The 25,436-nt window shown below is 27.6% G+C and carries 29 protein-coding genes; 3 read left to right on the top strand and 26 right to left on the bottom strand.

Annotation, left to right across the window (positions count from 1 at the left end; translation table 11 throughout):
* Nucleotides 1-2 precede the first annotated feature (2 nt).
* The 10 genes from BUA77_RS06715 to BUA77_RS06675 form a co-directional block, all read right to left on the bottom strand.
* Nucleotides 3-365 carry a sodium:proton antiporter gene (locus BUA77_RS06715; RefSeq protein ID WP_072888525.1) on the bottom strand — a complete coding sequence of 121 codons (363 nt, stop codon included), beginning with the start codon at nt 363-365 and terminating at the stop codon, nt 3-5.
* Between the two features lies 1 nt (nt 366).
* Nucleotides 367-786, bottom strand: coding sequence for an MnhB domain-containing protein (locus BUA77_RS06710; RefSeq protein WP_072888524.1), 420 nt, complete (start codon nt 784-786; stop codon nt 367-369).
* Nucleotides 779-1,063 carry a hydrogen gas-evolving membrane-bound hydrogenase subunit E gene (gene mbhE, locus BUA77_RS06705; protein WP_084605596.1) on the bottom strand — a complete coding sequence of 95 codons (285 nt, stop codon included), beginning with the start codon at nt 1,061-1,063 and terminating at the stop codon, nt 779-781. Before mbhE ends, BUA77_RS06710 begins: the two co-directional genes overlap by 8 nt.
* Nucleotides 1,060-1,299: a hydrogenase subunit MbhD domain-containing protein gene (locus BUA77_RS06700; RefSeq protein ID WP_072888515.1), complete on the bottom strand. Its 240-nt coding sequence runs from the start codon at nt 1,297-1,299 to the stop codon at nt 1,060-1,062. The genes mbhE and BUA77_RS06700 overlap by 4 nt, the downstream gene beginning before the upstream one ends.
* An 18-nt stretch (nt 1,300-1,317) precedes the next feature.
* Nucleotides 1,318-1,608, bottom strand: coding sequence for a monovalent cation/H(+) antiporter subunit G (gene mnhG, locus BUA77_RS06695; protein ID WP_242939093.1), 291 nt, complete (start codon nt 1,606-1,608; stop codon nt 1,318-1,320).
* Nucleotides 1,605-1,874: a monovalent cation/H+ antiporter complex subunit F gene (locus tag BUA77_RS06690; protein ID WP_072888514.1), complete on the bottom strand. Its 270-nt coding sequence runs from the start codon at nt 1,872-1,874 to the stop codon at nt 1,605-1,607. The genes mnhG and BUA77_RS06690 overlap by 4 nt, the downstream gene beginning before the upstream one ends.
* Nucleotides 1,875-1,877: 3 nt before the next feature.
* On the bottom strand, nt 1,878-2,195 hold the full coding sequence (locus BUA77_RS06685) for a Na+/H+ antiporter subunit E (protein WP_084605594.1): 318 nt from the start codon (nt 2,193-2,195) through the stop codon (nt 1,878-1,880).
* A 12-nt stretch (nt 2,196-2,207) separates the two neighbouring features.
* On the bottom strand, nt 2,208-2,354 hold the full coding sequence (locus tag BUA77_RS13815; RefSeq protein WP_159428964.1) for a hypothetical protein: 147 nt from the start codon (nt 2,352-2,354) through the stop codon (nt 2,208-2,210).
* A gap of 272 nt (nt 2,355-2,626) precedes the next feature.
* Nucleotides 2,627-4,624, bottom strand: a complete 1,998-nt coding sequence (locus tag BUA77_RS06680) for a sigma-54-dependent Fis family transcriptional regulator (RefSeq protein ID WP_159428963.1) — start codon at nt 4,622-4,624, stop codon at nt 2,627-2,629.
* Between the two features lie 95 nt (nt 4,625-4,719).
* Entirely contained in the window at nt 4,720-6,717 is a 1,998-nt protein-coding gene (locus BUA77_RS06675) for a methyl-accepting chemotaxis protein (protein ID WP_072888513.1), read from the bottom strand.
* Between the two features lie 441 nt (nt 6,718-7,158).
* Between BUA77_RS06675 and BUA77_RS06670 the strand changes: the two genes are divergently transcribed.
* A complete protein-coding gene (locus BUA77_RS06670) occupies nt 7,159-8,595 on the top strand; it encodes an alanine/glycine:cation symporter family protein (protein ID WP_072888541.1) in 1,437 nt (478 codons plus the stop codon).
* 45 nt (nt 8,596-8,640) lie between these two features.
* On the opposite strand, the gene BUA77_RS13810 is transcribed toward BUA77_RS06670, so the two are convergent.
* Both BUA77_RS13810 and BUA77_RS06665 read right to left on the bottom strand, forming a co-directional pair.
* The gene (locus BUA77_RS13810) at nt 8,641-8,781 is read right to left on the bottom strand and encodes a hypothetical protein (RefSeq protein WP_159428962.1); all 141 of its coding nucleotides are present in this window, start codon (nt 8,779-8,781) and stop codon (nt 8,641-8,643) included.
* Nucleotides 8,782-9,022: 241 nt separating this feature from the next.
* Nucleotides 9,023-9,736, bottom strand: a complete 714-nt coding sequence (locus BUA77_RS06665; protein WP_072888512.1) for a Crp/Fnr family transcriptional regulator — start codon at nt 9,734-9,736, stop codon at nt 9,023-9,025.
* Between the two features lie 124 nt (nt 9,737-9,860).
* Here BUA77_RS06665 and BUA77_RS06660 point away from each other — a divergent pair, with 124 nt between their 5' ends.
* Nucleotides 9,861-10,283 carry a DMT family transporter gene (locus tag BUA77_RS06660; protein ID WP_072888511.1) on the top strand — a complete coding sequence of 141 codons (423 nt, stop codon included), beginning with the start codon at nt 9,861-9,863 and terminating at the stop codon, nt 10,281-10,283.
* Nucleotides 10,284-10,293: 10 nt separating this feature from the next.
* Nucleotides 10,294-10,740 (top strand): DMT family transporter, encoded by a 447-nt coding sequence (locus BUA77_RS06655; RefSeq protein ID WP_242939092.1) that lies wholly within the window; start codon nt 10,294-10,296, stop codon nt 10,738-10,740.
* 13 nt (nt 10,741-10,753) lie between these two features.
* Here BUA77_RS06655 and murI read toward each other — a convergent pair whose 3' ends face one another.
* The 14 genes from murI to BUA77_RS06585 all read right to left on the bottom strand — a co-directional run bounded on the left by murI (nt 10,754) and on the right by BUA77_RS06585 (nt 25,113).
* The gene (gene murI / locus BUA77_RS06650) at nt 10,754-11,518 is read right to left on the bottom strand and encodes a glutamate racemase (protein ID WP_242939091.1); all 765 of its coding nucleotides are present in this window, start codon (nt 11,516-11,518) and stop codon (nt 10,754-10,756) included.
* Nucleotides 11,519-11,588: 70 nt separating this feature from the next.
* The gene (locus tag BUA77_RS06645; protein ID WP_278280559.1) at nt 11,589-13,091 is read right to left on the bottom strand and encodes a BCCT family transporter; all 1,503 of its coding nucleotides are present in this window, start codon (nt 13,089-13,091) and stop codon (nt 11,589-11,591) included.
* A gap of 397 nt (nt 13,092-13,488) precedes the next feature.
* Nucleotides 13,489-14,112 (bottom strand): TrkA C-terminal domain-containing protein, encoded by a 624-nt coding sequence (locus tag BUA77_RS06640; RefSeq protein ID WP_072888508.1) that lies wholly within the window; start codon nt 14,110-14,112, stop codon nt 13,489-13,491.
* A gap of 147 nt (nt 14,113-14,259) precedes the next feature.
* Nucleotides 14,260-14,928 carry a 7-cyano-7-deazaguanine synthase QueC gene (gene queC, locus BUA77_RS06635; protein ID WP_278280558.1) on the bottom strand — a complete coding sequence of 223 codons (669 nt, stop codon included), beginning with the start codon at nt 14,926-14,928 and terminating at the stop codon, nt 14,260-14,262.
* A gap of 7 nt (nt 14,929-14,935) precedes the next feature.
* Nucleotides 14,936-15,523 (bottom strand): GTP cyclohydrolase I FolE, encoded by a 588-nt coding sequence (folE, locus tag BUA77_RS06630; RefSeq protein WP_072888505.1) that lies wholly within the window; start codon nt 15,521-15,523, stop codon nt 14,936-14,938.
* A 4-nt stretch (nt 15,524-15,527) separates the two neighbouring features.
* Nucleotides 15,528-16,193, bottom strand: coding sequence for a putative 7-carboxy-7-deazaguanine synthase QueE (queE, locus tag BUA77_RS06625; RefSeq protein WP_072888503.1), 666 nt, complete (start codon nt 16,191-16,193; stop codon nt 15,528-15,530).
* A gap of 2 nt (nt 16,194-16,195) precedes the next feature.
* Nucleotides 16,196-16,627: a 6-carboxytetrahydropterin synthase QueD gene (gene queD, locus BUA77_RS06620; RefSeq protein ID WP_072888501.1), complete on the bottom strand. Its 432-nt coding sequence runs from the start codon at nt 16,625-16,627 to the stop codon at nt 16,196-16,198.
* Between the two features lie 11 nt (nt 16,628-16,638).
* Nucleotides 16,639-17,400, bottom strand: a complete 762-nt coding sequence (locus BUA77_RS06615; protein ID WP_072888499.1) for an acyl-CoA dehydratase activase — start codon at nt 17,398-17,400, stop codon at nt 16,639-16,641.
* On the bottom strand, nt 17,401-18,399 hold the full coding sequence (locus BUA77_RS06610; protein WP_072888497.1) for a 2-hydroxyacyl-CoA dehydratase family protein: 999 nt from the start codon (nt 18,397-18,399) through the stop codon (nt 17,401-17,403).
* A 154-nt stretch (nt 18,400-18,553) separates the two neighbouring features.
* Nucleotides 18,554-19,474 (bottom strand): DMT family transporter, encoded by a 921-nt coding sequence (locus BUA77_RS06605; protein WP_072888495.1) that lies wholly within the window; start codon nt 19,472-19,474, stop codon nt 18,554-18,556.
* A 140-nt stretch (nt 19,475-19,614) separates the two neighbouring features.
* Complete coding sequence (locus BUA77_RS06600) at nt 19,615-20,343, bottom strand: ZIP family metal transporter (RefSeq protein ID WP_072888493.1); 729 nt, start codon at nt 20,341-20,343, stop codon at nt 19,615-19,617.
* Between the two features lie 272 nt (nt 20,344-20,615).
* Nucleotides 20,616-21,986, bottom strand: a complete 1,371-nt coding sequence (locus BUA77_RS06595) for a SpoVR family protein (protein ID WP_330390036.1) — start codon at nt 21,984-21,986, stop codon at nt 20,616-20,618.
* Between the two features lie 10 nt (nt 21,987-21,996).
* Entirely contained in the window at nt 21,997-23,166 is a 1,170-nt protein-coding gene (gene yhbH, locus BUA77_RS06590; protein ID WP_072888492.1) for a sporulation protein YhbH, read from the bottom strand.
* A 24-nt stretch (nt 23,167-23,190) separates the two neighbouring features.
* Nucleotides 23,191-25,113, bottom strand: a complete 1,923-nt coding sequence (locus tag BUA77_RS06585; protein ID WP_072888490.1) for a PrkA family serine protein kinase — start codon at nt 25,111-25,113, stop codon at nt 23,191-23,193.
* Between the last annotated feature and the right edge of the window lie 323 nt (nt 25,114-25,436).

The following is a 25,436-nucleotide window of genomic DNA, read 5'->3' as shown; positions in this document are numbered from 1 at the left end:
ATTTACACCTCCTTCATTTTAAGAATTTCTCCAAGATCTATTGTTTCATATTTTTCATAAAGTTTTATAGTAAGTGCCAACATAAAGGCTGTCATGCTAATTGATATAACTATACCAGTGAGCATAAGTGAAGTTGGTATTGGATTTATATAAGCATCAACCCCTTTAAACTTATCTATAACTATAGGTGCATATTTACCTTTTATATAGCCTCTTGATATAAAAAATAAAAATATTGCTGTATCCATTATATTAAGTCCTATTATCTTCTTTATCATATTGTTATTAAGTAATAGTGTCATAAACCCAACACCAAATAAAATAATAGAACATACTTCTACATAATTTGTAATAAGTCTTTCCATACTATATTTCCCCTTCACTAAATAAACTGTAAAAAAAGTACATTGTAATAGCAACCACAGCTCCTACAAATATATTTAGAGGCAATAAATACCCTGCGGAAAATATTTTCCCAGGAGTTCCCAACGGAAACCTTGGTAAATGAAGGTCAAGCCCCCCATCTATAAAGCTATATCCTTTTAATAATCCATAAGTGATTAAAGAAAAACAAATTATCTTAATTAAAAATTTATAAGGAAGCTTTTTTTTAGCTTTTTGAGGACCATTCACAATTCTATAAAGAATAAAACTTACTCCAATAATTGTTCCTCCAGCAAAACCTCCACCTGGAGATAAATGTCCATTTACAATTACATATATTCCAAATATTTGTATGAAAGGTATTACAAACTCAGAAACTTTACTTAATATTTTACTATCCATTTGTATCACCTTCTTTTCTTAAAACTATAAGCACAACAATTGAACCAGTAAATAAAACAGTAGCTTCAACAAATGTATCAAAAGCTCTATAATCAAGAATAATACCTGTTATAATATTTAATGCTCCCGTTTCCTTAACTGTTTCTTCTAAATAGGTTTTAGATACATAATTATGAGCCGGAACATCTGATTTTCCAAACTCAGGAATCTCACTCACTCCCATAAATATTATTCCTATTAAAAGAGATGTTAAAATAACTGCTGTAAATTTTCTCACTTTGATCCCCCCTTTATTCTCTTAAGGGTTAAAACAAATAGTAATGTTGATACTCCTGCTCCTACAGCTGCCTCTGTTATAGCTAAATCTGGTGCATTTAGCTGCTGCCAAAGTATTGCCATTACAAGAGAATACACCATAAAAACAATTACTGCTCCAAGCAAATCTTTAATAAACGAAACAGCAATTGATGATAATATTAAAAAAATTAGCATTATTAAGGTAAATATATTCATCTATCTTCACTCCATATATTAATTTTTTTCATGTTTTCTTCTATTAAATTCTGCCCTTGTTATAAGATGTGTAGCTGTTGGATTTGTTATCCAAAGAAAAACAATTACCATTATTAGCTTAAAGCTTGTAAAACCAAATCCATTATATACAACTAAAGCTAATAAGCTAAAAACCGCTCCTAATGTATCACATTTTGCAGCTCCATGAGCTCTAGTAAATACATCATCAAATCTTAATAATCCTATTGTCCCTACAGAAAAAAAGAAAAGTCCTCCAAATAGGAGAATACTTACTAAAATCATCTTCATATATTTTTTCCTCCTATTTTCTCAATTAAATCAGCAATTCCTATTGACCCTATAAAACTTATCATTGCATAAACTAACACTACATCAATAAAATAAGTTTCTTCTAGAATAAATGATATGAAGGATATTAAAACCATAGTTTTTGTTCCAATAACATTTATTGAGACTAATCTATCCGCTGCAAGGGGTCCTTTAATAGCTCTTATCATACATAAAATTATAGTAATAGACAAAAATATACTTGAAATCACTAAAATATTTTCCATAACTTATTGCTCCTCTATCTTTAAAAGTATATTTTCAAATTTCGAATTAGCAAGACTATCAGCAAACTCCCTTTTTAGACAATGTACAGTGTATACATCATTTTCCATTATCATAGTTATAGTTCCAGGAGTTAGAGTAATTGAATTTGCAAGTATTGTTTTTGTTAAATCTGTTTTTAATTTTGTTTTAAATTCAATCACTACTGGGTCTATATCTATTTTGGGACTTAAAACTATTTTTGCAACATCAATATTAGCTTTTATAACTTCTATAATAAGTATAAATAAATATTGAATTGAATAAGCTATTTTTTTCAACAATTATATCCCACCTTACTTTGTTATAAATGTTTCTTTATTAAATTTATATACAAACAAACATATTAATAAACCTACTAAAATAGTTTCTATATTAATTTTTCCTTCTAGAACATTCCAAAATGTTAATAAAGAAAATAAAGTCATTCCTATTTTTTTCATAAGATATACCTCCTTTTTGACTTTCAATTATATTTATATAATTATCACAAGCAATATCCATGCCAATTTTATTATTTACGTACAACAACCTTATCTTATCCCTTAATTTCAGCGTTTATTTTTTTTACATCAAGAATTATATCGACAAACAAAACAAGCATAGTTTAATAAACTATGCTTGTTTTGTTTCATTTTGATACATACTGAAATTTTACATACATTTGACGTGTATCATAATGAAACTTATGTTTCAATTTGATACATAAACAATATCAAATTATATAATCTATATTATATTTTTCTATTTTTCTATATAAGGTACTTCTTCCTATTCCTAAAATTTTTGAAGCTAGTGCTATATTTCCATTTACCTCTTCTAATGTTTTTATTATTGCTATTTTTTCTATTTCAGCTAAGCTTAATAACTCATCCTTCATTCCTATTTTTTTAGATAAATTACTTGGTTTTATATATGATGGTAAATGCTTATATCCTATTATCTCATTTTCTTCAACCATATTTATAACAAGCTGCATTACATTTTGAAGTTCTCTAACATTACCCGGCCAGTCATAATTTTTCATATATTTATAAAAACTATCACTAATTCCTTTTATTTGTTTATTCATTTTTTTACTGAATTTCTCCAGAAAATAGTCTATTAACAACTTTATATCTCCTCTTCTTTCTCTAAGTGATGGCGTTCTTATTGGCATAACATTTAATCTATAGTATAAATCTTCTCTAAAATTACCTTTTTCAACTTCTTTTTTTAAATCCTTATGAGTAGCAGCTATCACCCTAACATCTGTTGGTATTACACTATGCCCCCCAACTCTAACTACAGATTTAGTTTCTAGTACTCTTAATAAATTAGCCTGAGTGTCTAAAGGCATATCTCCTATCTCATCTAAAAATATAGTTCCTTCATCTGCAAGTTCAAATTTACCAGGATGTCCTCCTCTTTTTGCTCCTGTAAAAGCACCTTCTACATATCCAAATAACTCACTAGCAACAAGTTCTCTAGGAATAGCTCCACAATTTAAAAATACAAAAGGCTTACTTCTTCTTGGACTTTCATTGTGTATAGCTTGAGCAAATAATTCTTTTCCTGTTCCACTTTCTCCTTGGAGAAGTATAGTAGTATTTACCTTAGCAGCTTTTTTAGAAATCATTTTAGCTTCCTTAACAACTTCACTTTCACCTATAATATCATCAAATGTAAATATAGCTTCTGCTCCTATTATCTTGTTTACTAAGTTATGAATAGTTTTAGATTTTCTAAAGGTTATAACTACCCCTTCAACTTCATCAGTATCACAATCCTTTATGGGTGTTAAGTTTACTATGCAATATACTCTCTTTCCTTTTTTGTTTTTAAAGTACATCTCAGTTTCTTCATATTTTTTTCCTTTATTTATAACATTTAGAACTATATTATTATTTTTTTCATTTATAAATTCCCTTATATTTTTATCAATAATATCTTCTTCATCTAGAGAAAGAAGCCTTCTTGCAAATAAATTTATATCCTTAACTATCCCCTTATTATCTATACCTATAAGACCTTCTGATATAGACTCCATTATGGCAAATAAATGTTTATTGGTCATACTCAGTTTTTTATTACTTTTATCTAGCTTTAATTGTTTTTCTATTGATTTTGCTGCTGCCACTACCATCCCTAGAGTATGAGGATGTATCTTTTCAGACGGACCTGTAACACTTAAGACTCCTATAATCTTCCTTTTTTCATCCCTAATAGGACAAGCTGAAGAACTCCAGTTGTGATACTGTTTACAGTAATGTTCTCCCCCTAACACCTGTATAGGCTGACCATTTATCATTGCAAGAGCAATAGCATTAGTTCCTATTACATTTTCATTTACATTAGAACCTTTTTGTATATTTAGGTTGCCATACTCATTTAATAGATTACTATTTCCCATATATTCAAGTATATAACCTTCACCATCTGTAAGCCTTATCATCAACCCATTATCTTCTACTATTTTATATAAGCTTTTCATTAAAGGTTTTGCTGTTTTAAGGAGTGTCATAAATTTTCTATATCTAAATTTAAATTCATTAGACTTAAGTTTTTGATTATTGTTTTCCTTAAAAGGATCTATTCCATATTTTTTACTTCTTTCCCAAGACTGTGCTATAACATCTCTTACTAAATTTTTATCTAAAATACCTGATTTAGTGAATTTTTCCCATGCTTTCATACTATTATAATTTTTGCCTAATAAAATTTCCCTTGGCAATTTTATCACTCCAATCATAAATCTTATGATTTATTATATAGTATTATTAAAAAAAGTCCTATATTATTTCTGATAATATAGGACTTTTAGAAATATTATACTTTAAATTTGTCTATTCGTTCATTAAGTTTCAAAGACAACTCATTAAGTCTTTGTGCACTATTAGCAACTTCTTCAACAGCCATGGCCTGCTGCTGAGCTGAAGCTGTAACTTCCTCTGATGATGCTGCTGTTTCTTCAGATACTGCTGATATATTTTGTATAGAGTCTACTATCAAATCCTTATCCTTTATTATTTCATTTACAAATTTATTAACCTGTTCTATTTCATTTGTAATACCATCTATTGATTTAGATATTTCTTCAAATGCATTATTTACATCCCACACAGACTTAGTTTGGTCAACGGAAACATTTTTCACTTCATCCATAATTGAAACTGTATTTTCACTTTCATATTTTATAGATTCGACTATTTCTTTTATTTCATCAGTTGCAGCACTTGAACCTTCTGCAAGCTTTCTTATTTCTTGGGCTACTACTGCAAATCCTCTTCCTGCTTCTCCCGCTCTTGCTGCCTCTATACTTGCATTTAGCGCTAATAAATTTGTCTGCTCTGCTATAGATCTTATTGTTTGTAGTATATCTTCTATATGATTAGATTTTTCACTTAATTGCTTTACTGCATATCCTATTTTATTTATAGATTTATTATTTAAATTGGTTTTTTCTTTAAGCTCATTAACTAAATTTACACCTTCTATATTTACATTAATTGCTTTTTTTGCATTTTTAGACATAGTTTTCGTATTATTTACTAATTTATTAAATTTATCATCTAAATTAGATCCAAGCCTTACTCCATTTTCAGCATCTTGTGCTTGCTGCTGCGCCCCTCTTGCTATTTCCTCTATAGTTTTTGCTATTTCTTCACTTGATGCACTAGCTTCTTGTGATGTGGCTGCAAGATTTGTTGCAGTATTTGATACTTCTTCACTTACCCTCTTTGCATCTAATAATAATTCTTTAACATTCTCCACCATTATATTAAAACCATCTGAAAGAATTCCAATTTCGTCATTTAACTTTAAATTTGACTTAACTGTAAAGTCTCCTTCTTTTACTTTATTCATATTACTTGCTATTAATTCTATAGGTTTTGCAATTCTATTTGAAAATAATATACCAACTCCCAATGCAACCATAAGTACAATTACACCAATCAATACAATATTAATAAGTATACCTTTAATCCCATTCTCAACTTCATCAACATACATTGTCGTCATTATAGTCCATTCTAATTCTGGAACTTTTGTATACACTCCAAGTTTTTTTAATACACTTCCATCTTTTTCTTTCCATTTATAATCTACTATTCCATCACTATTGCTGTTTATAGCTTTAACTATTTCTGGTACCGATACCTTTTTGCCTATATTTTTTATATCTTTATGTGTAATTATTTTTCCATCAGAATCCAAAATTCCAGGATATCCATTTTGTCCTACCTTTATAGAGCTTATTTTTTTTGATAATTCATCTAGGGGTATTGTTACACCTATTACACCAACCAATTTATTCTTATCACCATTTTCATATACTGGTGCTGCAACTGACATACACAACTTCTTAGTTGCCTCATTTATAAATACATCACTAAAAATAACCCTTTGATTTTCTACAGCCTTTTTGTATGTTGACGTTGTTCTAAGATCAAAATTACCTAAATCTGCCTCAGGATATATAATCATCTTACCATTAGCAGTTCCCATATATATATCTGATAATTCATTATAACTTTCCATATAACTTTTAAATAACCCTTTTATATAAAATTCATTTTCAGGATTATTAATTATTTGTTCAACTTTATTATTTGTACTAAGAATATAAGTAATTTTTTTATAATTCCCAAAATGTTCTTCAATAGATTCTTTTATTTGATTGTTTAGTTGTACCATAGATTCTTCAAATTGTTTTTTTAATTCTTTTTTAGCTTTTATGTATGTTGTACTTCCTAAAAACACAAGGGGTATTGTTATTAACAGTAGCATTACAGCAATTAACTTAGTTTTAATTTTTAATTTCATAAAAAGTATCCTCCTATATTTTTTAAATTAAACTTGTATTTACATTATAGTATTTTATTAATTACAAGGTCAATCGACAATTTTTATATTTTTTCAAAATTTACTTAATATCCTTACTATGTAATTGTTTTAAGGATTATAATTTTCTATTCATTATAAAAAAATTTCTTATGAAAAATATTTTTTATAAATTTCACAATTCATTCCAATTTTTCATTTATAATACTTCACTTAAAATCACATCATTCAAATATAAATTTGATAACATTAATATATATACATCAATTACATACGTCCTCAAATTACTAGTTGCATTTTATTTAAAATTCAGAATATAAAAAAATTTGATTTGCGTTGTTTTTTCTGATACAATTGTATCAATTGATTTAAAAAACAAACAAAATATAAATAATAACATACAGAAAAGGAGTGATATTTATGATGAACTTTTTAGAAAGCATAATTTCTATAGGAAATGATATCCTTTGGGGAAAAGTTCTTATTATTTTACTCATTGGACTTGGTATTTACTTTACTTTTAAATCCAATTTTGTTCAATTTAAATTCTTTGGAGAAATGTTTAGATTATTAGGCGATGGAGCAACTAATTCTGTTTCTTCAGATGAAAAAAGCGAAAACTCAGTTTCATCTTTTCAAGCTTTTTGTATAAGTACTGCTTCAAGAGTTGGAACTGGTAATTTAGCAGGAGTTGCAATAGCTATTGCGGTTGGAGGACCAGGAGCAGTTTTTTGGATGTGGTTAATTGCTTTAGTTGGTGCTTCATCAAGCTTTGTTGAAAGTACATTAGCACAAATTTATAAAACAAAAGATAAATATGGATATCGTGGCGGTCCTGCTTACTACATGGAAAAAGCATTAAATAAAAGATGGATGGGAATCATTTTTTCAATTTTAATAACTATATGTTTTGGACTTGTTTTTAACTCTGTACAATCAAATACTATTTCCCTTGCTTTTAAAGAAGCTTTCGGTATTAATCAATTTATTATAGGTTTAACATTATCTTCAATTACAGGAATAATTATTTTCGGAGGAGTAAAAAGAATTGCAAAGGTTGCTGAATTAATTGTCCCTATTATGGCTGTAGCTTATATATTAGTAGCTGCTTTTGTTATAATTAAAAATATTTCTGCTATTCCATCAGTATTTTCTCTAATAATAAGCAGTGCATTTGGTTTAAACCAAGCAATTGGCGGTGGAATCGGTGTAGCTCTTATGATGGGAATTAAGAGAGGTCTTTTCTCCAACGAAGCTGGTATGGGTTCTGCTCCAAATGCTGCAGCAACTGCAGAGGTAACTCATCCAGTTAAACAAGGTCTTATTCAAACTTTAGGTGTTTTTACTGATACTCTTTTAATTTGTAGTTCTACTGCATTTATAATTTTACTTTCAGGAGCTTATACTTCTAAAGGTTTATCAGGTATTCAATTAACTCAAACTGCTTTAAGCTCTCAAGTTGGTTCTTGGGGTAATAGCTTTATAGCTTTATGTATATTACTTTTTGCATTTAGTTCTATAATCGGAAATTACTACTACGGAGAAACAAATATTGAATTTATTAATTCTAATAAAATTTGGTTATTAGTATATAGAACTGCTGTTGTTTTAATGGTTCTTTTTGGATCTATAGCCGAAATGCCTCTTGTTTGGAATATGGCAGATTTATTCATGGGATTAATGGCTCTAATCAACTTAATTGCAATAGCCCAACTTGGAAAAATTGCTTTTGCAGCTTTAAAAGACTATGTTACACAGAAGAAAGAAGGAAAAGATCCTGTATTTACTGTAAATAGTATAGAAGGATTAAAAAATGTTGAATGCTGGGAAGATACTAAAAAAGATTACATGAGAGCATAAAAATTTCAACTAGGATAAAAGCATCTGTTATTTATATAGATGCTTTTATCCTAGTTTTTTTAACATAATTTTCATTTTCTTTTCAGATATTTTTCCCTCTCTATAGCATTTTACTATATCATAGATAATTTCTAGTTTTAGATTTGATTTAAAACATTCCTTATCTTGTAGTACACATTCTTTCATTTAACACTCCACCTTTACTTTATTAAATACCTATTATTAATTGTGTACTACATATTATTTTTTATACTTTTATGAATAAAATTTTTTTATGTGTCATATAATATTTAATAAGATAATTTAAATTGAGGGCATTTAATTTTACTTTACAACTTAACTTCCTTATCATTAATCTATATCTTAGGGGATAAATTCCTCTCCCCTTTAGCCACCAACCTACTTTCCCACCAGCATGGTGGGAACTTTATTTATATATATCTCCAGCTAAATCTTCCAACTTCTTTCCATCTAATATTTTTATATAATTTCTTTTTCTTTCTATAATTTTTTTATCAGATAATGCATTTATAGTTCTTAATAAATGTCTATAACTACTTCCCAATAATTCTGCTATATCTTTTAATTTACACATTTCAATTTCAATAATATCTTTATTTGAATTTGTATCATATGTTAATGCTAAAATATAACTTGCCAACCTATTTTCAAGAGGATACAAAAGATTAAGTACACTTGAATTTCCTAATTGACATAACTTATATGCTAATGATTTAGATATGTACTTTAAAAACTTAATATCATCTTTAACATGTTTCTTCATATTATCAAAAGATATTCCTATCCATATAGTATTATCCAAGGATTCAACATTACAGCTATAAAATTTATTTCTCTCTTTTTCAATTTCTTGTATAATTTCAATATCACCTATAATTTCACACGGTTTATAAAACCTAAGGAGTAGCGCTTTACCATTTTTAGAAATTGTATATACCTTTGCCCTTCCTTTAACTAAAAAATAAAAATAATTTATATTTTCATCACATCTATAAATATGTTCTCCTTTTTTAAAAAAATGAAGCTCCATATACTTTTTTATATCCTTTTCAAATATATTATTTAATTTATATTTTTCTATGTAATAATTTAATTCTTTTTCATTTTTAATCTTAATCATATGCGTCTCCTCAATTCTAAAGTTAAATAAATTATATTTAACATGACATATGTCATTTTTATAATTTATATATTTCAATAAAATATTATTGTACACTAAAATCAAATCACTAAGGGGGTTATTTATGTATAAATTATTAGCTTTATTTCAAGGTTTTTTAGTTTCAATAATGGTTAGTTTTAACGGCATTTTAGCTAATTATGTAGGTTTTTATAATTCTGTTTTTATAGTACATTTAGTCGGTCTAATATCAATAATATTAATACTTATATTAAAAAAAGAGCATAAAAACATCGAAGAAAAAATACCTATATATTTATTTTTAGGTGGAGGGATAGGAGTTTTCGTAGTTCTTTTTAATATTATGTGTTTTAACCGCCTAGGAATAGCTATTACAATATCATTAGGACTTTTAGGACAATCCCTTTTCTCTTGTATTATAGACCATTTCGGATTATTTGGTGTTAAAATCAATAAATTTCATAAAAATAAAATAATAGGATTTTTATTAGTTTTATTTGGAATATGTATAATGACATTTTATTAGGAGGTATATTATGTATATTTTTATTGCTTTTTTAAGTGGTATACTTGTTATATTATCTATGATACTAAATTCCCATCTTTCAAGTAAAATAGGTGTTTTTAAAAGCTGTAGAATGAATTTTTTAACAGGATTAATAGTAATATATTTAATAATATTTGTTACTAAAGGACCTTCTAAAAATATAATATACGATTTACCTAATTATCCATTTTGGATATATTTAGGCGGAGCAATAGGAGTAATAATAGTATCTATATCAAATATAGTTATACTAAAAATTCCAACTATATACTCTACTTTAATAATTTTTATAGGTCAACTTTTTACAGGAATATTTATAGATTATGTTCTATTTAAAAACTTTTCTTTAGGAAAATTAATTGGAGGGCTTTTAATAATTTCAGGACTTATATATAATTTTAAAATTGACACAAAGAAAGAAGAGAATGCTTTTTAAATCACTCTCTTCTTTATGTATTTAATAGTTTATATGAAAGTTCTATTTTACTTTTATCATTTGATGTATTTATTATTTCTATAGTTCCTTCTTTATTACTTTCATTTAACGAATCCATTTTTAATAAAATGTTTTTAACATTTAACGCTGTTCCAAAACCTCCATCTATTAACTCTATATTATCGCCTAATACTTTTTTTATAATATCCTTCAAAAATACATAATGAGTGCATCCTAATACGATTGATGATAAATTTTCTAGATTTATATCTTCAAAAAGCTCTCTTACAGCTTCTTCAGCTTCTCGTTCACTAACTATACCATTTTCTACAATTGTCACAAGTTTAGGAGCTGGAATTTTAATAATTTCTGCTTTGTCCTTATACTTATTCATCAATTCATTAAACTTTTTCTCTCTTAATGTAACCTCTGTAGCAAGTACAGCTATTTTTCCTCCTTCATATTTCTCAACAGCTGGTTTTAAAGCTGGTTCAATTCCTATAATAGGTATATTGTATTTACTTCTTAATTCATTAACTGCTGCACTAGTAGCTGTATTACAAGCTATTACAACTGCTTTAACTTTTTTTTCTATAAAATAGTCTACAATTTCTATACAAATATGACTTAACTCTTCTTTAGTTTTTTTTCCATAAGGTATATTCTTCGAGTCACCGTAGTATATGTAGTTTTCTTTAGGCATTAATTTTTTCATTTCTTTTAAAACACTTATTCCACCCATACCTGAGTCAAATACGCCTATAGGTAAATCCCTCACAATTTTTACCTCCCACAAAAATAAATTACTAAAATATTATATCATATATTTAAAAATTATTTTATTTCAATTATTTAAACATTCTAATCTTTTCTTTAACTTCATTTTCTATTTTTTCTTCTCTTAAGAATTTAACTAAACATACTATATAACCAAGTATTATAAATACAAAAGGAAAAGCTGCCACTATAGACATAGTTTGAAGCATTTTTAATCCACCTGATAGTAATAAAGCTAATGCTAACAAAGATTGTACTATTCCCCAAATAATTTTAACTTTACTATCTGGATTTAATTTCCCCTTCCTTGACATCATACCTAGAACAAAAGTTGCAGAATCTGCTGATGTAACAAAGAATGTACCAAGAAGAATTATTGCAATTATTGATATTACTTTACCATATGGATAATTACTCATAACAATAAAAAAAGCCGTAGAGGTTTTACCTATAGCTTTAGATGCAGTATCATATCCTATATTTACAGCCATTGTTCCAAATGTTGAAAACCAAAAAAATGAAACTATTGAAGGTACTAATAATACTCCAAATATAAATTCTCTAATAGTTCTTCCCTTTGAAATCCTAGCTATAAAAGTTCCAACAAAAGGAGCCCATGCTATCCACCATGCCCAATAAAATATAGTCCATGATTTATACCAATCTCCTTTTCCAAAAGGATTTACTTCTGCTAATAAATCTTTTCCGTAATTAGACATCCCATTTATAAAATTATTTAATATTTCACTTGTTGGTCCTATAATCATAGCTACAGCAAGAAGCATAACTGCCATTAATACATTTAAATTAGATAATATCTTAATTCCTTTATCAACTCCACCAACAGCTGAATATATAAATAAAAATGTAACTACTATAATTATTATAATTTGTACAATTTTATTTTCAGGTATATTAAATAAATAATTAAGCCCACTATTAATTTGAAGAGTTCCTAATCCTAAAGATGTTGCAGCACCTGATATAGTAGCAAAGATAGCTAAAACATCTATAAATTTCCCAATCTTTTTTTTAGATATATTTCTTCCAAACAGTGGAATAAACATGTTACTTATTAAACATGGATATTTTTTTCTAAACTGTATATAAGCAAGAGACAGTGCTAACAAACTGTATACCGCCCAAGGATGAAGTCCCCAGTGAAAAAAGGATTTTTTCATAGCAAAATTCACTGCATTTTCTGTTCCACCTGTAATACCCATAGGATTTATATAATGATTAAGAGGCTCTGCTACTCCCCAAAATACTAAACCAATACCCATACCAGCACTAAATAGCATAGCAAACCAAGAAATGTAACTATACTCTGGCTTTGAATCATCATCACCCAATTTTATATTGCCATATTTACTAAAAGCAAGGAATATACTAAATACTAAAAATACAGTCATACTTGATAAATAAAGCCAACCAAATTTATCAACCATATAACTTAAAGCTTTATTTCCTATAAATCCGAAGCTATTAGGACTGATAAGCCCCCACATAACTATACATATAATTAATACTAAAGAAATTTTTAAAACACTATTATCATTCTTGTTAAATTTCAAGATACCACTCCCTTTTTTGTCATCTATAAATAAAAGCATTAAGAATAATTGTATATTATAATAGCTTAAATGCTTTTATTATAATGTCATATTCAATTTTAGATACAACTTTATTTTTTATAAAAGTTGTATGTTTCAAGCAATTCCATTATATTATCTAAGTTGTATCTTGTCAAATTTATAAAAAAGTCTTTATTCTAAAAATTTTAAATGTAGACTTTTTTAAAATTTCATGTCACCAACGAATTCTAACGAATTCCGTTGCTTAAAATTCATAACAGAAATTATATTTATCCACAATTTAAAATGATTATAATTTCTTATTCATTATAAAAAAAGTCTCAAATATTACTTTCTTCAATAAAAATAATATTTGAGACTTTTAAATTAACCTATTTTATTTTAATTTTAAATAATTGTTTATTTTATCTACTACACCTAAATCCCCTACAATTAATAAATTATCACCTTGCATAAACTCTAAATTAGGTCCTGGAGAAAGTATCATTTTTCCTTTTCTTAATACTCCTAATATAGTAGCTCCTGTATTTTCCCAAACTTTGCATTCTCCTATTGTTTTACCAATTATATGATATCCTTCTTTAATTTCTACTTGTATTGGATCTATTATTTCATTTCTTTTAAACTTATATAAATCTATTATTTTTTCAGTGGTTTCTTGAATCTCTTTTTCTATCCTTTTTTTCTCATCAAATAAATCTTTTAACTTACTTCTTAAAGTACTTATATTTTCTTCACTATCTTTAAAGTTTTGTATAACCCCATAAGCCTTTTGTTTAGACTTTACTATAATTCCACTTCCTTTGCTTACTTCAACAACTTGCTTATCTTCGAGTAGTTTCATAGCTTTTCTTATTGTTTCTGGAGAAACATTATACTCTGAAGCTAATATTGATCTTCCTCTTAATTTATCTCCTTCGTTTATGTTTCCATTGTAAATACGTGTTGCTACATCAACTGCTATTTTTATATATCTAGGAATTGAAATTCGCTCACTCATACCATAACCTCCAAATAATAAATCACTAAAATTATAACATATAGTTATAAAATAAATATATATAATTTATATTTTTTTCTTTTAATTCATTAATATGCAAAAAAAACTACCACAAATAAACTAGTGGTAGCTTAAAATTTACATATTTTATTTTTCCTTTGATTTCATATACTCTATATAACCATTCATTCTTAATTTGCAAGCTGGACACTCTCCACATCCATCACCTATAATTCCATTGTAACAAGTTAAAGTCTCATTCTTAATTATATCGAGTACTTCTAATTCATCTGCCAATTCCCAAGTTTGTGCTTTATTAATCCACATAAGTGGCGTATGAATTTCAAATTGATAATCCATGGCTAAATTAAGTGTAACATTTAAAGATTTTATAAATACATCTCTACAATCTGGATAGCCACTAAAATCACTTTGTGATACCCCTGTTATTATATTATTTATTCCTCTTTGCTTTGCAAATACCCCTACAAATGTTAAAAATAGCATATTTCTTCCATCAACAAATGAATTTGGAAGACTATCTTTTGGTGTTTCTTTATCAACTTCTATATCCACTCTAGTTAATGAATTAGGAGCTAATTGATTAAGAAGTCCTAAGTCTAAAATATGATGTTCTACATTATACTTTTTACAAATATCCTTTGCACACTCAAGCTCAAACTTATGTTTTTGATTATAATCAAAAGATACTGCTATAACCTCTTTAAACTTCTTCTTTGCCCAAAACAAACAAGTTGTACTGTCTTGTCCTCCACTAAATACAACAACTGCTTTTTCTTTATTCATATATTTCACCTCTTTGTTATTTATAAAGCATCATTAATTTGTTATTAAGAATAGGATCAGTTTCAAATCTTCCTTTTAATGTTGTAGTTATAGTTTTTGTATTATTCTTTTTTATTCCTCTTGCAGTCATGCAAGCATGTTCACCTTCTATAATAACAGCAACATCTTCTGAATCAGTTACTCTTTGAATAATGTAAGCTATATCCATTCCTATTCTTTCTTGAAGTTGAAGTCTTCTACCTACCATATCAGCTATTCTCGCTATTTTACTAAGACCTATAACTTTTTTATTTGGTATATAAGCAACTGAAACCTTCATATTATACATAAGTGCTAAATGGTGTTCACAGTGACTAAATATTTCAATATCCTTCATAAATACTATATCTTTATTTGACCCTTTAACATCTAAATCTTCTTCAAATGTTTTACCAAATATCTCTGCTATTTCATCATTTGTATAATTAGTTCCCATAAATACTTCCTCATACATATTAGCTACACGCTTTGGAGTATCCTTAAGTCCCTCTCTATCTGGATCTTCTCCTAAGGCTATAAGTATTCCTCTTATGTGCTTTTCAATTTCTTTTTTGTTAATTGCCACGATTTTATACCCCCTTTTTATCTGGATGCCAGATTACCTTATGAAGCTGTATTTGAAGGGTTACTTCATTCATTTTATTATTTTTCATAAATTCAACAATCTCATTCATATCAATTTCCCCAAATACTGGGCTTAAATATACATTAGTTTTATTTGTTAATTCATATTTATCAATTAAATACTTAGCTTTATTTAAATCATCAATAGTTCCTACTACAAATTTAACTGTATCATTTTTATTTAAGTATTTAAAATTATCTATTACCATCTTATCTTCCATATTACTTGACATAAGCTTATAATCCATGGTGAATTTTGGTCTATTTTTTTCTATCCTAGAAAATTTTTTCAAATCAATACTTCCATTTGTTTCTATCTCAACTAATAAATATTCATCTTTTGATAAATATTCTAATAACTCCATAATTCTTTCTTGAAGTAATGGTTCTCCTCCAGTTAAAGTTATGTTTTTAACTTTTGTAAATTTTATATATTTATATATATCTTCCTTAGTCATAAGTTCATAATCTACATCTTTTTCATTTGCCCATCTAGTATCACAAAAGCTACAGTCTAAATTGCATCCTGCAAATCTTATAAATACAGCAAGCTGACCTGATAAACGTCCTTCTCCATTTATGCTTATAAATTTTTCAACTACTTTAAACACCGCTACTTCACCTCACTTTTTTCATATGTGGCACTATTAGTAGGTGTTTCATATACAGTTGCTCTTTTTACATTGTATCCTTTTTCTTCCATAGTTTTAAAGAAAAATGCTGCAAAATTTTCAGCTGTTGGTCTAAACTCAACCTCTACTATTTTGAATCCATCTTCTATAATACATTCTAAAGTTTCTTTTCTCATAGTACCTTTTTGTATTATAAATGCATGATCATAAGAATCAGCTAAAGCTCTAACATCTTTTTTTAAATCTCCAAAGTCAATTACCATACCATCAAGTTGCCCACCATCTATTAAATTCTCTGACTGTACTTCAATTATAACTCTCCATCTATGCCCGTGAATATTTGAACATTTTCCTTCATAATTTGCAAGAAAATGAGCACTATCAAAACTATGCTCTGCTTTTAAAATATACATTACTATTCCTCCTAAACTAAAAACTTATTTGCATATAAACAGCATCCTATTGCTCCATTAAACTGTGGATCTGAAACCGAAACTATCTCATCATAATCATTTTGAAGATATTCCTTTAAAGCTATATTATTAGCAACTCCACCAGTTAAAACTAACTTTCTCCCTCTAAACTTTGTTAAAAGAGGCTTTAATCTTTTATATAAAGAATAATTCACTCCAGAACATAAACATTCAATATTAACACCCTCAGCAATTTTCCCAATAAGCTCCGATTCAGAAAATACTGCACAAGTAGAATTAAGCTCCACAGGATTTTTATAGTACTTACTCATCTCATCTAAAGATATTTCAAGTACATTTGCCATATTTTCTAAATATCTTCCACAAGAAGCAGCACATTTTTCATTAAGCTCTAAATCAGTTGTAACTCCTTTTTCAACTTTAACAACTTTAACATCTTGTCCACCTACGTCCAAAAGTATAAAGTCTTTAAGTCCAGTTTGATAAAATGCTCCATAAACATGTGCTTTTATTTCATTTATAGCTATAAATCTACTCAAATCAGTATTATTTCTACCATATCCAGTAGATACTGCCTTATCAACATAATCAATATCGAGCTTTTTTAAATCAACAGTTATTTTCCCATCAAAAGTACAATAATCTCTATAAAAAGACATTGTGCTTATTTTTTGTTTTTTTACTATCTTCTCATCTTTCATTAATACAATCTTTACTTCTCTACTTCCAAGATCTATACCTAATACATTCATCTAAATTTCTCCTTTCAAGTCAAGGAGCATATCAAGATATGCTTCAAGTCTTAATTTAGTTCTAGCATCTAAAGTATTTAGCTTATCTCCCTCAATATTTAAAATAGGTATATCAAGCTTTTGTTTTAATACAATATCTTCAACTGCTCTATAGCAAAAGGCCTGAGTATAGTGAATAATTCCATCTAATTTTCTCTCTTTAATTTGTTTCTTTAGCTCCTTTATTCTAAATTCACTATCATAAGGATAGGTATAGTCATAATACTGTTCATATATATTTAAAGCTTTATCCCCTCTTGGAAAAGCAAATTCTCTTTGAACCTCATTATATACAAATCTTGCATTAAATTTTTCAACGAATTCATATAAATCACCAGTCATAGGAGGAACTCCAATATACCCTAACCTTATTTTTTTATCATTTGATTCTCTATTTTTTATATCTGAAATTACGTTTTTAAGTTCATTTTCAAATTTATCAATATCTCCATTAAAATCACTTAAACTTACTTGATATAAATGATTTTCAAAACCAGTTGCTTTATTATCTATATATGTTAACTTATCTATTTTCTTTGAAAGCTTTCTTATTTTATTAAGTCTATTTCTTACTTTTTCAACTTCTTCAATTTCTACTTTAAAAATGTCCATAAATTTTTTTATCTCTATTTCTACATCTTCTCTTTTATGACTATGTGGAAATGAAAAAGGATAAACTTTAATTCCTTTAAGTTTAAGTACATCAATAAGTACCTTTGTGTTAGAACAATCTCCCTCCATAACTCCGACTATTTCTTTAATCCCATTTTCAACACATGCTCCATATATACCCTTTATCCATGCACACATGCTTTTTGGAAATCCATCTCTTTCAGCTATATCTATATATTTAAAATAATTATTAGAAGTTATAAAAAGATTATTAAGATCTACCGGTTTATATCCTGCTGCTATTAAAACTTCTACTGGAACAGTAGTAGTAAGTCCTATTTTTTTCATTTTTTACTCCTCCTTTTAGTGAAAAAGCACAAAAAAAAGGCATAACTGCCCTATAAACAAAAACAACTACCTAAAACGGGTAGTTTTAGTCCTAGTTTTGTTTATAGACAGGATGGTTACGAACTGTCTTATTTTATTGTGCTAAATTAGAATATCATACCTTTTTGAACTTTGCAACATCTTCAATTTTATCTTTTTTAAAAGATATTTTAAGATTTACTGTATAAACAGATGCAATTACAAGTATTCCTCCAATAATTGTATTTTTAGTTATATTTTCATGTAATATAAAATAGCTTCCTATAGTAGTCACAAGAGGAGAAAGATTTAGATACAACGTCGTAGTTGAAGCTCCTAAATTATCTAAAGCATACATATAAAGATAATAAGCCACTGCTGAACAGAATACGGCTAAGTAAAATATATTAAGTATTATAGATTTATTTAACAACTCCCAATTAGTTTTTTCAAATAAAGTAAACGGTATTAAAAAAATAGTTCCAAAAACTATTTGATAAAATACTATAGCTAATTGAGAATATTTATTGAATAATGGTTTTGTAAGCATATTATAAATTACCCAAGAAAAAACAGCACCAAACATCATCAAATATCCTAATCCATTACTTGATGTTAAATCATTTAAACCTCCCCCTACTATAAAATAAACTCCTATAAGTGAGCATGTTACTCCTATTATTTTGTTTAATGTTAATTTGTTTTTAAACATAATTGCTTCAGAAATCAATGAAAATATAGGTATTGTAGCAATGATAAGAGATGCTATAGAAGGAGTTGTAAGCTTTACTCCATTATTTTCAAAATAGTAGTATAGGGTAACACCAATGAATGATGCCATGGCTATCTTTGGAATATCTTCTTTTTCAAGCTTTGTTTTGGGTTCTTTTTTCTTAAATATTGCTAAAAGTATTCCTGAAGCAATTATAAATCTAGCTGCTGCTAAAGTCATAGGCGGAAAAACTTCTAAAGATACTTTTATGCTTATAAATGATAATCCCCATAGTATAACCGTTATAATAATTGCAATATTAGGATAAAATCTCTTATTATCCATATTTTCTACCCCCTTAATTTATGCTAAATAGCAATTTTTGAGTCATTAACCTTATTATATATGTTTAAAGGAAACTTTTTCATATAATTTATTATATCATCATACTAATATTATTTTTAAAAAAAATTACAAATATAACTTTACTCAAAATGAGAAAGAATTAAAGCACTTAATAATCCAATTGCTGAAATAAAACCAACTACAGAACCACCTTCCTTATATGCTTCTGGCATCATAGTTGATGAAACCATTGCTACAATTCCACCTGCAGCAAATGAACCAATACCATTTACTAATGATTTTGATGCATTTTCAAAAAAAATAAACCCTATTAAGGAACTTAACGATGAAGTAACTAAAACCATTAACCAGAGGAAAAAAATTTTACTATTAGAATATCCATCTTTTTTTAATCCTATAGTACTTGATAATCCTTCTGGAAAATTACTAATAAATATAGCAATAACTAAAATCCAACTTACATGATATTCTTTAATTAAACTTACACCAATAATAAGCGATTCAGGAATTGCATCCATTAATGTTCCAATAAAAATTGCTAACCCTGAATATCCCTCTGGCTTTTCTTTTGAGCGTTTTCTTTCATTTCCTCCTTTTTGAGCTATTATAAAATCTAAAATTGTAAAAATAATAGCGCCTAAAATAAAGCCAATAGCTGTAATTTTTATTCCAGCATTTTTAACAGATTTGATAAGTAATTCAAATGAAGCTGCTCCAATTAAAACACCTGTACCAAGAGCCATAATAAAACCAACTATATACTTTTTTATTTTAAAATAAATTCCTACTAATGCTCCTAAAAACACAGCAAAACCTGTTATTCCTCCCCAGAACATTGCTCCTAACATATTTTAATACCACCCTTTTTAATTTCAGTATTTTATTTTAATATAACAAATATTTATTATATTATTCCACTTCACAAGTTTTCCATTCTTATATTTTTTGATATAAAAAAATTCGCTTCATGCTATCGCATGGCTCATATCGCCAACGAGTCCTAACGGACTCCGTTGCTCAAAATAGTTGATACTTTTATTCAGTTACCAAAGTTACAGTTTAAAAAATTTATAATTCCTATAGAATAAAAATAAACCTGCCATTAATAGCAGGTTCATTTTTATCCCATATATATTTTTTTATCTTTACTACATACAATAGATTTATTATTATTTCCAATAACAGTTTTTAATGTAACTTTATCTCCCCAAAGAGTTGAAACATGCTTTAGAGTTTCATATGCATATGAAAGTTCTAATTCTCTACCATCATATTCATGAATTAAGACTAATCCACCATCTGTAGGAGATACTTTTTCAACCTTAATATAAGGTATTTCTCCCATTCCTACGTTATTAGCCAAAGTATCTCTAATTTTCTTCCACCCTTCCTTATCTGCAACCTCTTCTATTACATAATTTCTCCCTTTCTTTTTATACTGAAACATATTCATTTTCTCACACAATTCTTCAGTAAGATATTTTCTAATGAAAGATTGATCCCTTTCAAGTTTTCTAACTTCAAATATTTTATCTCTTCCATATCTTTTTTCAATATCTTCAAACATTTTGAATCCAACAAAATAAGGATTAATTCCACCCAAGAAAGGTCTAATAACTTGATTATGTCTATTTAAAAACTCCATATGAAGACTTTGAGATAAATTAAGCTTATTTAATATCTTATAATGCCAGTAACTTGCCCAGCCTTCATTCATTATTTTAGTTTCTATTTGAGGAATAAAATACATAGCTTCTTTCATTACAATTTCAATTATGTCTTTTTCCCACTCCTCTAGATTGCTATGCTCAATCAAAAAATTCATAATATCATCAGTAGGCTCTAGAGGAATTTTATTAAGATTAGGAAATGGTATATCACTTTTATCATCCAAAAGTCCTTTAGGTTGTGTTTCTTCATAATACTTTTCAAGAAGTCTTTTCTTCTTTTCTTCATCAGATAGTTTTTTAAGACCTATAACTCTTGTTGTATGAAATCTTATAGCGTGAGCTGCATCAAGTATTCTTTCTACTTTTTCATATCCTATTGTTGGATCTTCTATATAGCTTCTTATTCTATTTGAATGATTTTTAAACATTTCTATTGTATAATCTGCTTTAGTTCCCTCAGCAAACAATCTATTATTTTTAAAAAAGTCATTATGTCCATATACATGTGCCATAGTAAGTATTTGTAAAAGCAAAGTATTGTCTTTCATAAGATATGCAATACTAGGATCAGAATTAATTACCATTTCATAAGGAAGTCCCTCTAAATTATATTTATATAAAGTTTTCTTCCTTTCATAAGCCTTACCATAACTCCAATGAGGATAATGAGATGGCATTCCAACGTAAACTTCAAAGCATATCATATCCTCATAACTACAAATTTCAAATTCTTGACTATAACAATCTAATCCTTCTGCTTTTACAATATCAACAATTTTTTTATCCCATTTTTCTAACTGCTCAATAGTATATTCCATCATAGGCAAACTATTATTCCATAAATCCCTTTTCTTTTTCAAGTAATTTTCTAAGGGCAGGAATAATATCCTCCTTTCGAGACATAGTTACAACCGAAAAATTAGTATATTTTACATTCTTTTCAAATTCATTTTTAATTGTACTATTTGTCATATATCCTCTATTACCTATTTGACCATATCCAAATAGATTGCAAGTTTCACATAATTTTTTTGCAGAATTTATAGCTTTTTGATTATCCTCTCTCCAGTTATCTCCATCACTACAGTGAAATGCATAAACATTCCATACTGAAGGGTTATACCTTTTTTCTATAATTTCTAATGCTTTTTTATAACCACTACTAATATATGTTCCTCCCGACTGTCCTTTATGGAAAAACTCATGCTCATTTACTTCTTTAGCTACAGTTGAATGGGATATAAATACAACTTCTACATTTACATACTTAAGCTTTACAAATTGATATAAAAGAAAATAAAAGCTTCTAGCCATGTATTTTTTAGTCATATCCATAGAACCTGATGTATCCATAATACAAATAACTACTGCATTACTTTCTCTTTTTATATCTGGTCTCATATGATAATATTTTAAATCTTCTTCTTTAAATGGAAATCTTTCCTTTTCTTCTTTATTTATTTTTTTTCCTCTTTGAGTTGCCTGTTTTCTTTTTATCTTCTCAATTACAGATCTTTTTTTAGCAAGGCGAGGTCTAACTCCCTTATTTTGATACCCTAACCTTTTAAATTTTTTTTGAGATTCTATTTCACTAAATTTTTTTCTCTGCATATAAGGTAAATCTAAATCATCAAATAAATAATTAATTAATTCCTCAATAGTAACTTCAGTTTCATAAATATCTTCACCTTCGTCATTTCCTGCTCCCTCTTCTCCTTTGCCCTTTTGCATCTGTTCACTCCCTATTTTATCTCCTCTTTTTTCATTACCAATTCCTGATCCAACCCCTGGTTTATTTTTACCATATATAAACTGATATTCCTTAATTCCTTTTATAGGTATTTTTATTTTTTTATCCTTACTTTGACCAATAATACTCTCCTCAGCTATTATATTTCCTATATTCTTCTTTATAGAGTCTTCTACTAATTTTCTATGTCTATACCTATCTTCTGCTGAACGATCCCTTCCTTTACTGTCAAACTCCCTAAATATGCCCATATTCTCACCCCTTGCTGTATATTCTTAATCCTTCCATAAATTATTAGCAGCATATTTAAGAATTACGTTACAGCAGTGTTCGCAGTATCCATTTCTCTTCATTTCTTCTACCATGGCATTATATTTTTCATTTTGATCCTTATCCCTTACCTTAGTACGAGTTATAACTCTACTTAATTCTCTTACTGATGTAGTTAATTTCTTTTCAATAGCCTCTTTTAATGGTTGATAACAAGTATAATCAATCTTTCCTCCATTTCTTATAACATAGAACATATATGATGTTACATCCTGTCTAAATCCCTTAGCTGAAGTGCTAGTTATATTTATCTGTTCTTCTATAGATCTTAAAAAATCTTCATCTGGCTCTAATTCTTCACCAGTACTTTTATCTTTTATCTTTGTTTTATTAACATAAGCCTCAGCATGATCTAAATAATTATTAAATAGATCTTCAGCTTGTTCTTTATATCCATGGATAAATGCCTTAGTGACTTCATTTTCAAGTATTTTGTTATATTCCTTTTTAATTGTATTTTGTAAGAAATTTAAGTATTTTTTCTTAGTATCTTCACTAATTGACAATTCTTTTACTGACTTAATCAAAGTTTCAAGAATTGAAATAGGATTAATACAATTATAATCAGATTCAGCTATTGTTTCATCTAAAGCTTTCATTATAAATCTTGGAGATATTCCTGTCATACCTTCTCTAGGTGCTTCTTCTCTAAGCTCACTTATATCTATTTTTTTAGTAGATCCTTTTTCAACTATTTCTTCTCCATTATATATTTTTAGCTTTATTATAGGATTAACTTTATTTGAAGGAGCAAGCCTTGTTAAAATAGCAAACATTGAAGCTATTTCTATTGCATGAGGTGCAATATGAGCATTGAAATTGCTCTTATTTAATATTTTTTTGTATATCTTAATTTCTTCATCTAATTCAAGACAATAAGGTACTTCAATCTTTACAATTCTATCTAATATTGCCTCATTAGTATGGTCTGATTTAAATTTATTCCACTCTGCTTCATTAGAATGAGCTAGTATAATTCCATCAAAATAAATCATAGATGCTTTACCAGGAGATGGAATACTTTTTTCTTGAGTTGCTGTAATCATAGTATGAAGATATTCTACTTCATTTTTAAATACCTCTATAAATTCTACAAGTCCTCTATTACCAACATTGAATGCTCCATTTAAAGAAAGTACCCTTGGATCATCCTCAGGATATAAATCCATTTTAGATATATCAACAGAACCTACAAGTACTGAAGTATCTTGATTATTAGGGTCTACTGGCGGAACTACCCCTATGCCCTTTCTTGATCTTATACTAAAATCTACTGTTTCTACAGGAAATTTTTCAAATTCGCCATTATATTCATTTTTTAATCTATATCTACAAACAGGACATAAATCACCTTCAATTTTTACATTTAATAAATTTTCAAACTGTTTTCTAAGATGATTAGGAACTAAATGAAGGGGCTCTTCTCTCATAGGACACCCTTTAAGGGCATATATAGGATCACTCATTTCAAGTCCTCTTTTTAAAGCCTCCATTATAGATGATTTACCTGCTCCAACAGGCCCTACTAAATAAAGAACTTGACGAGACTCTTCTCCTTTCATTGCTGCTGTATGAAAATATTTAACTATTTTCATTAATACTTTATCAATCCCAAAGAAGTCATCTTTAAAGAAATTGTATCTTTTTAAAACATCATTTCCATAAATTCTTCTAAGTCTCGGGTTTTCAACAGTATTTATAACTTGTGTTCCTTTATCAGTAATAGTTTTATACATTCTTTCATGTGCTAACATACACACTGATTTATCTTTTTTTAGTATCTCAAGATAATCTAAAAACGTACCTTCAAAATGCTTTTTCTTTCTATCTTCTCTATCTTTTTTTATTAAATCAGAAAATTGACCCATAATTCCTCTTACCCCCCTTTATAAAGTAAAAATTAGCTCGTTGCAGAACTCTACAACTCGCATAAATACTACATTTAAATTTATAGAAATGGCTAAGTTTCCCCCATTTTGGGTATATATACATTAACTAGATGTGTATAACTCAAAATGAAAAAAGGAGGAAAAACTTATGCCAGTTCAAGCTAAACAATTAAACTTTTCTAATATTTCTTCTGATTTTGAAAAGTTTTTTAATCAAAATCAATACAATTTACTTTCTATGTTAAATCATTTTTTTGATATTAGTGATTTCATCCCACTTTCTTTTTATCAAAAATATTATT

The sequence above is a fragment of the Tepidibacter formicigenes DSM 15518 genome (genome assembly GCF_900142235.1).
Taxonomy (GTDB): Bacteria; Bacillota; Clostridia; order Peptostreptococcales; family Peptostreptococcaceae; genus Tepidibacter; species Tepidibacter formicigenes.
The sequence above is the reverse complement of the archived record's forward strand: the minus strand, read 5'-3'. Positions and strand labels throughout refer to the sequence as shown.